At 57.1% G+C, this 13,025-nt stretch carries 9 protein-coding genes; 1 reads left to right on the top strand and 8 read right to left on the bottom strand.

Annotation, left to right across the window (positions count from 1 at the left end; all coding sequences use genetic code 11):
- From CO655_RS15640 to CO655_RS15610, 7 genes are all read right to left on the bottom strand, one after another.
- A partial coding sequence (locus CO655_RS15640; RefSeq protein WP_245423832.1) for an RtcB family protein occupies positions 1–893 on the bottom strand: 893 nt, incomplete at its 3' end.
- A gap of 231 nt (positions 894–1,124) precedes the next feature.
- A complete protein-coding gene (gene ftrA, locus CO655_RS15635) occupies positions 1,125–2,099 on the bottom strand; it encodes a transcriptional regulator FtrA (protein ID WP_097665377.1) in 975 nt (324 codons plus the stop codon).
- Between the two features lie 38 nt (positions 2,100–2,137).
- Positions 2,138–4,144, bottom strand: coding sequence for a hypothetical protein (locus CO655_RS15630; RefSeq protein WP_097665376.1), 2,007 nt, complete (start codon positions 4,142–4,144; stop codon positions 2,138–2,140).
- Positions 4,134–5,135: an ATP-binding protein gene (locus tag CO655_RS15625; RefSeq protein WP_097665375.1), complete on the bottom strand. Its 1,002-nt coding sequence runs from the start codon at positions 5,133–5,135 to the stop codon at positions 4,134–4,136. The genes CO655_RS15630 and CO655_RS15625 overlap by 11 nt, the downstream gene beginning before the upstream one ends.
- Positions 5,135–7,456, bottom strand: a complete 2,322-nt coding sequence (locus CO655_RS15620) for a DDE-type integrase/transposase/recombinase (RefSeq protein WP_097665373.1) — start codon at positions 7,454–7,456, stop codon at positions 5,135–5,137. The genes CO655_RS15625 and CO655_RS15620 overlap by 1 nt, the downstream gene beginning before the upstream one ends.
- Before the next feature lie 307 nt (positions 7,457–7,763).
- The gene (locus tag CO655_RS15615; RefSeq protein ID WP_097665372.1) at positions 7,764–8,615 is read right to left on the bottom strand and encodes a hypothetical protein; all 852 of its coding nucleotides are present in this window, start codon (positions 8,613–8,615) and stop codon (positions 7,764–7,766) included.
- Positions 8,616–8,966: 351 nt separating this feature from the next.
- On the bottom strand, positions 8,967–10,931 hold the full coding sequence (locus tag CO655_RS15610; protein WP_097665371.1) for a hypothetical protein: 1,965 nt from the start codon (positions 10,929–10,931) through the stop codon (positions 8,967–8,969).
- Between the two features lie 373 nt (positions 10,932–11,304).
- Here CO655_RS15610 and CO655_RS15605 point away from each other — a divergent pair, with 373 nt between their 5' ends.
- Positions 11,305–11,784, top strand: coding sequence for a hypothetical protein (locus CO655_RS15605; protein WP_141514326.1), 480 nt, complete (start codon positions 11,305–11,307; stop codon positions 11,782–11,784).
- A 109-nt stretch (positions 11,785–11,893) separates the two neighbouring features.
- Here the strand turns inward: CO655_RS15605 and ftrA (CO655_RS15600) are convergent, their stop codons facing one another.
- Positions 11,894–12,877, bottom strand: a complete 984-nt coding sequence (gene ftrA, locus CO655_RS15600; protein WP_097665388.1) for a transcriptional regulator FtrA — start codon at positions 12,875–12,877, stop codon at positions 11,894–11,896.
- Positions 12,878–13,025: the final 148 nt, after the last annotated feature.

Below are 13,025 nucleotides of genomic sequence, written 5' to 3'. Positions count from 1 at the left end.
CAGGGGGCGGATTGCCTCGGAATTTGCAGAGAGATGCCGCCGAGCGAACGGCCGATATCGGCGCTCGCGACAACCACATGGCTGAGGCTCGCCCGCGATCCCGCAACCGGCGCGAGTTCGCCCGGTGCGACGGCCGCAGCGCCCTTGTAATGGACAAACCCGCGATCTGAGCGACGAACGAGATTGTGCGGTATGTCGGCGATCAGGCGCAGATCGGCGCGGAGTGCTGCAGCGGCCCGCGCTGCGATCAGCCGCCGGTTCAACGATGCCCAGGCAACGCAGCGGTCATGGCTCGCAAGCCAGGCGGCGCCCGCCTCCGAACCCGGATCGAGACCGGTGGCAAGTCCCGAATGAGCGGCGAGCGTCTGCGAGAAGAGCGCGGCGCCGACGGCGCGTGAGCCGGAATGAACGAGCAGGTAAAGGCCCTGATCGTCGAGACCGGCAGCCTGCCCGCCCTCGGCAACATCTTCCACCGCCTGCAACTCGCAGAAATGGTTGCCGCCGCCGATCGTGCCCAAGGCATCGGGCGCCAGATCGGCCGGCAGCCCGGTTTCGGCCAACCACCCGCGACCCTCGCCGATGGCCTGCGCTTCGAACCGGCGAAGCCGCTCCGCCGCCTTGTCGATCTTCAGCTTGCGCAGCGGCAGATCGAGGCCGAAGAGCGACATGCCGCAGCCGATATCGTTGCCGATCAGCAGCGGGTGCAGCCGGGACGACAACAGGGCCACGCCGGTTGCACCATATTTGCCGGGATGCAGATCCGGAAAGGCGGCGATTTCCGAAACACCCGGCAGTCGCGACATCTCGTCGAGCTGGTCCAAGGCGGCGCCTTCGATCCAGGCAGAACTGGAAAAGAAACGATTGATGACCGCCGGATCCGACGCCGACGTCATCAGGGAGCTTCCGCTCCCGATAGAATTGCCCATGATAATGAACTCTGGATATGAGTGGTCTTCATCACCGGAAACGGCGATGTTCAACCGGCATCATCAGCCTCTTGGCCGACTTAAGCCGAAACCCTCTCGGGGCGTGCGGAGATATTCGTCATCGTGGCGCTCCCTTTCCAGAACAATAGAGAGCGCCCGTTTAGGCGAAGTCAGACGTAATTGCAAGCATGAGGCGCGCTAACCGCAGAATGATTTCCGATAGGCGCTCGGGCTCGTCCCCAGCCTCCGACGAAAATGATGCCGCATCGTCGCCAGCGTGCCGAAGCCGCTTGATATCGCGATGTCGTCGAGCGACACCGCAAGCTCCTTCTCCAGGAGATCGCGCGCATAGCGCAGCCGCTCCTTCAGCAGCCACTCGCCGACACTCTCACCCGTTGCGGCCTCGAAGCGGCGTTGAAAGGTGCGCATGCTCATGCCCGCTCTTTTGGCGAGCAGATTGATCGGCTGCTCCTCGGATAGGCTTTCCCGCATCCATTCGATCAGCGGCCCGAGACGGATGCCCTCTCGCTCTTCCGGCACGGGAGCCGCGATGAACTGCGCCTGCCCGCCCTCACGATGCGGCGGAACGACGAGCCGTCGCGCCACGCTGTTGGCGGCATCCGGGCCGAAATCGCCGCGCACCACATGCAGGCAGAGATCGATGCCGGCCGCACTGCCCGCCGCGGTCAGCAGGCTGCCCTCGTCCATGTAGAGAACATCGGCGTCAAGGGTGATGTCGGGATAGCGCTCGGCGATCGAGGCGACGTAGCGCCAATGCGTGGTCGCCCTGCGATTGGCAAGCAGCCCTGATCCGGCCAGAACCGCAACGCCGGAGCACAGCGACATGATGCGCGCGCCGCGCTGATGGGCTGCTCTAAGTGCTGCGGCGAGCGGCGCGGGCACCGGCGCATCGATCGCCCGCCAGCCCGGCACGACGATCAGGTCCGCCGCCTCAAGCACCTCCAGTCCCTTGTCGACGGCAACCGTCAACCCGCCGGCGGCGCGCAGCGGCCCCGGCTCGATGCCGCAGACGGAGAAGCGATACCAGCTATCGCCCATCTCCGGACGCGGCAGGCCGAAGACCTCGTAGGCGATGCCGAATTCGAAGGTGCAAAGCCCGTCATAGGCAAGGGCTGCTATCGTGAGCGGTAAGAATTGATTCCAATAAGTCATTGAATTTCGGAGATGCCGGAGTGAACGTTGATTCCATTTTACCAACCTGCTCCAGTCGCCTTTTCAGCTTGCCGGCCTTGCGTGATCAAAGGAGCGAGCCTAAATCCATAATAGGCTTCGACGCCCTCTCGCTTGTAAAGAGATGCGCCCCGTACATACTCGCTGCGCATCGATGCCCTGGCAAGTTCAGCCGCGATGGATGAGTTGGAAGCTTCCTCTCCATGTATAGAAAGCCGCCTTCTGACTTCGTTTACCATGATGAATTTCGATCGCAACTCCCAAGCAGAACCCAATGTTCCTGAAGCTAGAAATCCTTTCGCTTTGAGTTGCGTTATGGACGAAATTGCCACTCCTAGATAGGACGCCAATTCATGGAAACACACTGGGACGTCATAGAGTTCTGACCTTGTCACGGCGGACGACAACAATTCCCAGAGAGCCTCGATGTCCTTGACCCAAAGTCTATCGAGGAACCTGACCCCTGCCCCTCCGTACCAATAGGGAATTTTCTTGTCGAGTAACGCTTTAGCCAGGTCCGGCCACGGGTTAACATGACCATTGATCAGTACCAGCACCGATTGTAGTGGTGCCGCCCCTTCAGGTACAGATATCCCGTCGCCGCCGGCTATGAGCCGATCGCGGAAGGAGGTGGTCGGAGGTTCGCAACCCTTGCGAAGGGCCAGACGTTCGACATGCGGATCAACCGCTTCGAGCAAATTCACCTCTACCAGCCCCATGAGAAACGGCAGGGGAATATCAATTTCTTGCGATATACGTCTCATCGCTCTTGCTCCCGAAGCGACGTAGTAGTTTGCGTGGAATGATGGTGCCCCCCCGGCCGGTCCTTGTGGTAGGTATTTCTGGCCCTCGATGATGCGCCGCGCGACCGTTCGTTTGTCTTGCCTGAAAACCGGGGAGAGAGGAGCGGGGAGTGCTCCCGCGGACGTCATCCCTGATTCTGGAAAACCGTTCGCGATAAGGCAGTCGGCACCCCGCTGGTCCTTCGACAAATTTGCGGCGGCTGCAACGACCTTCCAAAGTTCGGTTTCCCCCCTGTGGCAGCCCTGACTAATCGAGTATCTGAGCAGGCCGAACACCTTCTCCTTATGGAGCGCGCTGCTCTCGTGTATATGTTGAGGGTTGTGCAGCGTTCTCTCGAGCCTCAGTCGAAAGGCGACATTCGACAACTCTGTAAGTTTTTCCGGCCATTCCAAGAGTGCCCTTCCAGCTAAAGCGAGGTAACGAGCGGGTACGCCTGCATCGCGCGATTGGTCTGCGAGCGGATCGTATTTAGACAATTGCCTCGCGAGACCCACCGCGAGATCGAACAACGCCCCGGGACCGAATTTTGCTAACTCAAAGGGTACTGGAAGGTCAGTTATCGCCGGTGCTTTAACCTCCGGATTTATAAGGCTGATCACAAACGATAGAGCTTCTTCGTCCTCTACTTTGACAATATCCTGAGGATAACCCCGCAAATCAACAACGTGTCCGCGATTGTAGCAGTGACCGCAGACCTCAACGGCACGAGAACGCACTCGGCACAGTGCATTCCCGCATTTGGGACATCGCCACAGCAGCTCTTCGCGAGTATCCGGATCAAAGCTTAGTCCTCGAACACTCCACGCGGCCTTCTGATGAAGGGATCGCCGGAGGGCCAACGGCGAAACTCGTCGTGCCACGCTGAAGAACCTCCCCGTGCGAACTTCACGTTCGAAAAATAGGAAGTGCGTCGAGCTCTTCTCACTTTGTCGGTCAATGAAAATGTTTAATGGGTCGATCCGAGCGCAGCCGAGGATTTCGCAAACCTTCTGAGGGTCAAACATCCCGATGTTGTTCGCGATTGCTGCCGGGGAAAGACTGCGGTTCGTCGGGGGCATTCCCAGCAGCTCCGCTAATAATTTCACCGTCGCGTATCCATTTTCGCAGGCGGCACGAAACAACAGATCGCTCAGCCCCTCCCCAGGAAACGGATCAACTGGAAAAGAAAGCCGCCGCCCGATTGTCTCAACAAGCCGTTCAACGTGATCGAGTTCAAGCGGCATAGGCGGCCACCGAGTTCGATGCGTCAAGTGACTGTCTGAACGGATTCGGTTTTGGTTCCCCCTTTCGTTGCTTCTTAAAACCATTCAAGCCGTCGACCGCCGCCTCGAGATGGCGAACCTCCACTTTCGCCGCACCCTCGTCGAAAACTAGCTTGCACGCTTTCTCCGCAATTCGGGCGACACCACCGAAAAGCCCTAGCGACGCTTGGAACAGGCTCAGGAGTATCTCGTCGTTCTCTCCGATGAAATCGCTCATCTCCCTCGTGATTCCCTTTTCCATGAGACTGATCGCGAAATCCGCACAGAAGTCCTTGAACAGCTCCTTGTGTTTATCGATCGAATAGTCGAGCTTGGGGTAATCAATGTCGTTCATTTCACGTCGTTCGATTTGCTTCTCATTGAAGACCTTTATTCGCGCGTCCTCGATGCCCACGAACAGCACGGGATACCCTTTTCTCAGGAAAGATTTCAGGTGATTGTGTATCCTCATCGCCTGGTCGCCCGCCTTTCGAGGGACAACCAAGTGTCCCACCTCGTCAAAGATCAGCAATTCGACTTTGTGTCGTCGCAGCAGGAGTTCGGCGCGGTAGATCATGTCGTCAACATCGCCCTTTGTCGGATTGGGATCGTTGAGGGCCCGCAGCACTGCAGAAACCAAAGCTTTCACCCGGGTATCCGGCGGTATCTCAATAAAGAGGACGAGTTTTTGGAGCTTGAGAACATGCGCCATCGGCGTGTTAGGCTTAAACATGCCGCGAGCGATGCATTCGGGGTAGATTCTTGTCTCTAAGTACATGCGCATCGTTGTCGATTTTCCGGCGTGACTGTCTGCAAACAACGTTCCTGCCAGTTGCTCTTCACCATCCTCAGACAGCTGTTTACACTCCCGCATCTGATCCATTACGTCGAAAGCGCCTTCGGCAAACGGATGGATGATGCGCATCGAGCGGAACCGAGCCTCGATTTGACCCTTGCTAGTAACCATCTCCATCAGTATCTCCTCGACTTGTCGGCGAGACGTCGTGCCATGTAGGCCTCCATGTTGGTAACGTTGCTTCCGGTATCGGTGGGAACAGCGGAATACGTCTTCGACTGATCTGCGATTTCGATGATAGGTTTGAGTTTCGACTCTGGTTCGTGATCAGCGGTTTCCCGCGCAGCAAGTTCCTCAAGCCGCAGCTTCTCCGCCTTCTTTTTCTCCCGGGTGTTCGCAGCCGCCTTGAGTGCCTTCTGACCGCCTCTGACATCTCCCATTGCGGCCAACCCGTGGTCTCGACGCAGACTTGCTGGTAACGTAGTCGCTATGCCGTTACGTCCACTTGTTGACGGCGCAACCTCCGCCTCGAGCACCGTGTCGCCCGCGGCAAGCGTGAGGGATTCCGCATAGTATTTCTTCGCTGCCCTGTTCGAGGATTTAGGGTTTTCCTTCGCTTTTTTCTCGAAATGCTTGAACATCTCACGGCGCGCATGAGCCCGCTGGACCTCGTCGTGGTAGTCGAGATTTTCCTGTTCCGCGAAGTGTCTGAGTTCCTTAGCCAGCGCCCAAGACAATCCAAGAGTTGACTCGGGAAATACGTTCGGCAAACGGACCATCTCACCGGTCGCTTCGTTCAGAACATTGATAAACGAGCAGTCCATGGGATCGCGGAAGGTACTCACCCAGATGACGGCAGTTTGCCCCCGCGCCCGTTTGTCCCTTTTCTTTTCCAGATAGATCATGTCGGCGATAAGGGCCGTCACTTCGGCACTATCGTGAAATCTCTCGCCCTCCACTCGAATGCCGTTCGTGGTGAGGAGTGCGCGCTTGTACTGACCGACTATGCGATCGAAGGCCGTCACGTCATCAACGGTGGGACGATCGAACTTTCGGATACCAAGCGACCACTTACGTGCCGGGGCCATACCGATCCCAGACGACTTCTCGACATGGTAGCAGGTTACGATGTGCTCTCGGAGCTTTCGCATCGCTTGAGGCAAGGTATACACCGCAGTTGCGCTCGGATCGTCGTCGCCTCTTTTGTTCTTGTTCTTCCCGCCAGGCGCACCGCCAGGAAGCTGATGCCATAGCCCATTCGTTATGCCAAACATTCTCTCGACATGTGCTTTGTGTTCGGGAGTTCTGAGGGCGGCAAAAATAACGTCAGTCCCGACTGCTTCGAGAACGGTCTGAAGCGAGACTCCGATACCTTCGAGACCGTTGTCGATTATGAAGGTTCCCACCTTCCCCCAACCGTCTGTTGCGCCTTTGGCTTCACCGAATTCCTCTTCCCAATCGGTCTTGGGCCGAGACACCTCTTTTATGCACTTCATCAAAGTGTGGACCGTCGGAGCCTCAAAGGTGAGGTAAGCTCCGAGGACCATGTGCGAATAGACGTCGATAGCGTAGACAAGATAAGCACGACGTCGGCCAAGTACGTTTCCCTCGGCGTCCACGATGAGAAGCCACAGGTCCACCTTGGTGTGGTCGATCATCACGTATTCGAGAGGTCGGACAGCCTTAATGCTGTCGACAGTCCCGACGAAGCGCTTGTGCGCCTCTCGTATCGAGAACTTCCGGGCAAAAAGCTCTTTAGTTTCCGATTTATTGATCCAGTCACGGATCGTGCTGTTGCTTGGTCGCTTGACCTTCAGGCCTTTGGCCTCGCACTCGTCCTCAAATCGAGAAATAAAAAAGTCTACTGCGGTGTCGATAAGAACCCGCGGTTGCCAGTAGTAAATAACCGTTTCCTTTTTGAGCTCCTCAATCCAATCGGCCCATCGGGATTCCGTGTGTTTGAAGGAGTTCGCAAAGATATTCCCAACATGGCGGTTACCCGGTGTCCCATGGGTTCGTAACGCGATTCTCATGGTACTATTGGAGGGCATCCAGTCGAAGCCATACTTTGCCGCCTCTTCGCTGGTATCCCTCATGAAGCGAGAGAGTTTCGGGGCGTAGGTCGACGGATACGGCTGATTGTCGAACCTGCGCATGTAGAAGTATAGGGTTCGCGCACGCTTCATCTGCTTACGCATCTGTGCACGTCTTTTGCGTTCTTTTATTCCGACCTTGGGGTCGTCAGCGTCAAGAAAATGGAAGGGGCCGAAGGCATCGGTGTTTGTTGTGACGCCGTTGCGTACCGTCCGCTTCGCTGAGCCACGGCCGCGCATCCTTGCAAACTGCTCGTAACTGACAACCTTCTCGTCTTGTGTTTCGATCTCTTTGAGGACAATCCATCCATTGTTGTTGCGACGCGTAAAGCGGTAATGTCCGTCGAGACCTGGCTCTACGAGCATGTATTCGTCGCCTTCAGCGACGTCTATAATTCTTGGCAAACGTCACCTCTCGGTTGCTCGCGTCATGCCCCTGACGCGAAGTACCCCTGGTAGAGTTATCCGCCTCACACTGCCGAGCAGGAGCGTCGGATGCGGGAAACTGTGGGCGTGAGCCGACCTCGCCGCCTATGATCAGCGGGGCACACATGACATTCTTCGATTTTCCGGAAGACCCGCGGACCGCCGCCGTGCCTACCTTGGGTGCGGAAGGTCGGCTGCGGATCGTCTGAAGTAAGCGTCTAGTTCACGACGAAACTTGATGAGATCAGGTCCCAAAGGCCGGAATCATAGCTTTTAAGCGTCATCGTTACCTCACATAGAGCACATTGGAATCGCCGGTTATGCGTTCGCTAAGATCGATCGATATCCTCCGCCTGATCTGCAGGCCCAGCATCTTGGCCATCCCCGTTGGACCTGGGCAAAGCGCCTCGGACACCTCACCGTAGAACCGAACCTTCCCCCTCGAGTCGAAAACGCGCCGGAGAATGTCGTAGTCGCCATCATCGATTTTCGTGTGCCTATCGAACATAAAAAGGTCGGCGAAAGGCAACGTCCTGTCTGGCGAGAAGTGCTTCGTCCGTTCGATGGTGAGAAAGGGGACGCCAAGCCTCTCGTAGACTTCCTGAGCAAGTCCGATCTTCATGTTGTAAAACGGGTCGTCCAGCCGCGGATCGGTCGGCAGCTTCACCTCGATGATGACGACACGGCACCGGTTGGCCTCCTCCCTTCGCGTTCTCATTTCGGAAGCCACTGTGACGAATGGTTTACCTGCGAGGAGCCCCGCGAGAAACTCGTCGTCGACCATGAGCCGAAGGTCGGGAAAGTAGATCAGTGGCTGTAGCAGCTCCCGAGTGAAGATTTCGAGGCGGTGTGGTTGTGCAAGCAGTTTAGCGGTACCAGTTGATCCCTCCGCGAGTTTGAGTACGGCAAGTTCGCCCTGGTACGACTCCCACGGCATCGCCCGCAGGTCCGCTTTGAACGATATGAACGTTCCGGTTCGGATGTTCCGCCTTCCATTCAGGATGCGGCGTATCGGTCCGCCGTCGTTCGACACGACAACGCGCGCAAACGCACCCTTCAAGTCTATTTGATGCGTGGTGGTCTCATTGACTTTACCCATCTTTGTCCTTTCGCAGCCCGGGTCATAGACAAGCAGCATCGGTCCCCGGATTCGCAGTCGAGGTTCGCAGGTCAGTGTTTTCTAGGAACGAATGCCCGCACATCTCCCGCAGAGGAGCATTGCAGCAGCCAAACGGCTGGGGCCGCGCTTCAAGAGAAGCGTGGGGCGTTCGCTAAAAACCTCCTGTCGTCGTAGTGGCCTACATGGGGAGCAGTCGCTAGCTGCCCGCCGACTCGATGTCGGTAACTGGACGGTAACAAATTACCGGACACATACAAGAAGGATTCACGCACCTATGGGAAACTTGCCGGATATCCACATTCCTTACAACCGGACTTCCGCCACGTGGTCCGCTTCGGGAAGCATTTAGCCTCTCGGCAGCCGTAACAGTCAGTCACTTATCGTGGGGGCAAAACGGGCACCGAAATAGCTCTGCACCTGATCACGATCATATAGCTTTATCAATGAATTACGGACTTTCCTTCCATGCTCCGACACGCCTGCATCGCGGAGCTCTTTCAGGACTGCGCGGATATTGCTGTTTCGGTCGCCTGCAATTTGAAGCAGATGCTGGACCTCGGTCACTGCAATGAACCGCTCCTTTTGTGCCCACACCATATCCATTGTTGGATCGGTGGGCAGTAGGCCGCGGGCTTGCCAGCGTTTCGCGATAGCGACAGAAAGCCCAAGTATGGACGCGACGGTCCGGATGTCCGCCTTCCGGGTCCCTAGATGCGGATCATCCCGAATTCCGCGCAGGACAGCGCTCAGCGATCGAAATTCACGGACCACAATTCGCTTCGATAGCGGGAGGCTCTCGCGAGACCCGAAATAGAATTCTACGGCCCCGCTAGCAAGGCCGGCGAAGACAGCGGGCCACGGGTTCACTCGTGCAATGCACAGCGACGACACCGCATCTGCCAGCGGAAGGCAACCCCGAGGCGGCGCTCCTGACTGCGCCACCTGACGGAGAACCTCCCCTAGAGTTCCGATGGAACCCACATGTGCTGTTGAGCCGAACACAAGTCGTTCTTGGCCTGTGTCGAAGTCGACGACGTCCGGGAGGAAGGGAATAGGTATTCCATAAAGGTTAGACATCGCTCGGAACTGTGGCGATGCCGCTAGCTGCATATAGCTGGCCTGGGTTTCGGAAATCCCTTGATTGGTCGCCAAACAATGATCAACCATCAAACGAAGCGAGCTAGCAGTTACATTTCCTCGCTTTGCGCGCCATTCGCCTGTTGCCTCGAGGTCCGCAATCCCCACGCGCATTTCTGCTGAGGTCCGGTCGTTGACCCTGAGCGTCGCTATATCGCTCGAGAGGCGGGAGTCCCTGGCACGATAGTAAGAAGGAATAACCAGCTGGGCGAGTTCCGGGCTCACCGCAGACGTGGCAGAGCGCAAAGGATTGTGTCCGCAGTGCGCTCGACCGAGGGAGCCTTTCTCATCAATCATGAGCCGCTCGGAAAGCTGGTCAAGCCCCTGCGGCCAATTCATTAGCGCTCGCGAGGCAGCAGCGAGGTACGAGGGAGACGGCGCATCCGCCGTGTCTGACGGACTTTCTTTAGCTTCCAGCTTCTCTGCCAGCCCGACGATTAACTGAAACAGTTCGCCGGGATCAAACTTACGTAGTTCTGACGGCAGATGATGCAAGTCGACCCTGTCGACAGGTACACGAGGATCGATAAGATTGACGGCAAACTCCAGCGCCTGCTCATCATCGACCTTCACGGTGCCTAGTTGTGACTTCCGAAAGTCTACGACGTTCCCTTCTGAAAAACAGGGCGAACAGGCCCAAATCTTATACGCGATGTTGTATCCGAGACGGTTGCCGCACTCAGGGCACTTTGAGAGCAGCCGTTGCCGTGTTTCGGGGTCGAACCCCAATCCCGCGACGCTCCACGCTGCCCTTTGGTAGCAACGCTGTTCCAACGCGACCGGAGCTACCCGGCGGCCCGTTACGAAAAAGCCTTTAGCCCGGACATTTCTTCCAAAGAATACAATTCGAGTGAGGGCTTCGTCTAACCATGGGTAGATAAGGCCCCGCGCGTCGTCTTCGGTCCTCGTCCCAAGTAGGTTTGCAATGGCAAGCGGATCGAGGTTCGCGCGCGCAAGGCTTTCGTGTGTCATCCTTTTGTTGACTGCCATGCCGAGGACTTGGGCGATCAAGGAAACCCTGACATACCCGTTCTCGCAGGCAGCCCTGAATATGACATCGGCCAGACCTTCGTCCGCAAACGGCTGGATGGGCAGCGACATCCTCGTGCCAATCAAACTGACCATTCGCTGGACTGCGGCTAGGTCGTTCGAATTATCCCTGTCTTCCACTAACTTGCCCTCGATCGTGGAAAACATTGTCGAGGAGCGCAGAAGCCCGACTGGGCACTACCCGGGAGCAAGAATGAATGGTACTCATTTGTTGCATCTTACTCCGTCGAGTGTGGCCGAGTGTGCAGGGCGGCTGCATCGCTAGTGCAAGCCGCCCACCTTCTCACAAGCGATCATCTGTTTGCGACCGTTCTGTGGGCAATCAAGTTCGCCCCAGAAAACGGTAGACAAAGGCTTGCTTGACTGTTTGCCGTTCTAAGTTCGTGCTATTCATCTTGTTCATCGGCTTTTTCTGGGGTCACCTCAGGGCCATTGAGAGGTCGCTAGGCTGTACAACTCGGGCGAGCCGACGGGTTCAGGTTAGCACTTTGCTGGATGCGAGCAATACCGGACACAGTAGATGGAACATGAATCCCCAAACTATGTTGAACCCGTCCCTGAACACGGGATGCGCCAGGCGTATCAGCTGGTCGAGGATCAGGTACAGCAGCTCCTGAAAGCTCGGCATGAACTGGATGCCAAGCTAGCGAAGGCTCAAGAGGCTCAGAATTTGTTGCGGCAGTTCCTATCGGGTCCAGAGCCGGCAGCGTCGAAGGCAAAGCCACACAGAATCGTCGGCAAGGCCGCAAAAAAGAAGCGTTTCCGCAAAGGTAGCCAAACCGCAGAGGTTGTTGCGAGATCGAAAGTCATTCTCAAAGAGGCAGGTAAGCCACTCGAGCGGGGCGAACTTCTTGAGCGCATAGCTGCCAGCGGCTTCGAGATCACAACGACCGACCCTTCCCGTTTTATTGGGCGAACATTGTGGGAGAGCGATGATTTTATCCATATCGACAAGGAAGGATACTGGCTCGCCGACGAGGACCAGCCCGGCAAGTCGTAATTCGGTCCATCCCGGGGTCCAGAATTATGTCCAGAAATGATGTTGACGATCGACATGCAGAGACGGAATTCCAGACCCCCCGACGTCTGCAATTTAACCCAGCCTCCCCTCAGCCTCCCTTTCCGAATGCCAGCCTGTATGCGATCGGCGTGGTGGCGAACTGCTGACGGAAGTGGTGCCTGAGGAGCGTCGCCGATCCGAACCCCACGACCTCCGCAACGGTGTCCACAGTAAGGTCTGAGGTCTCGAGCAATTCCCGGGCGTTGGATAAGCGGGTGTCTAGTAGCCAGCGTGCCGGCGTCTTGCCAGTAGCGGCCTCGAACCTTCGGAGAAGTGTTCGTTTGCTCATTCCAGCGAGCCGTGCGAGGGCCTCAAGTGAATGGCGCTCGGCAATGTTTTTCTGCAGATAGTCCAGAAGAAGACCGAGCCGCGCACTTTCGTGGGCTTTTGGGACCGGGGCCTCGATAAATTGGGCTTGGCCGCCGTCTCGATGCGGCGGAATGACCAACCGCCTCGCGACCTTGTTTGCGGCTTCGCTCCCGAAGTCTCTCCTCACAAGATGGAGGCAGAGGTCCAGGCCGGCCGCGCTGCCTGCGGATGTGAGGATATCGCCTTCATCCACGTAAAGGACGTCGGGCGTGACGGTGATGTTAGGGTAACGCAATGCGAGCGTCTCGGTGTACCTCCAGTGCGTTGTAGCCCTCTTGCCGTCCAGAAGCCCTGCCTCGGCAAGGACGAAGACCCCCGAGCAGATGGAGAGGATACGCACGCCGCGACGATTCGCTTCCTGGAGCGCTCTGATGACCTGGTCCGGCACTGGTTCATCAACGCTCTTCCAGCCAGGGATGACAATCGTTTCGGCTTGTGAAAGCAGCTCCAGACTACCGTCAGCGACAACTTTGACGCCGCCCGCCGCGCGGATTGGCCCTGTCTCGGGGGACGCGGCGGCAAACCGATACCATGCCGGCCCCATCTCGGGACGTTCCAGACCGAAGACTTCGACGGCAATGCCGAACTCGAAAGTGCACAATCCCTCGTAGATCAGGGCAACAACTAGGTGCTTTGCGGGAGGCACTTCATTCACTTCGGTCATGTCTAGCTCATACGCTTGAGCGGTCAGTTGCTCAAGACGGCCTTGATCATCGTTGCCGATTGCCACCTGAGCACGGTGGTCGACTTCCGGAGTTGTCGTTGAACGCTGTTTGTGTTCCGGCGTGCAAATTTTAGACGCCGATTGACAT

This window comes from Rhizobium sp. M1, from assembly GCF_002531805.1.
GTDB lineage: Bacteria > Pseudomonadota > Alphaproteobacteria > Rhizobiales > Rhizobiaceae > Rhizobium > Rhizobium etli_C.
This window is presented reverse-complemented; position numbering and strand designations above follow the sequence as displayed.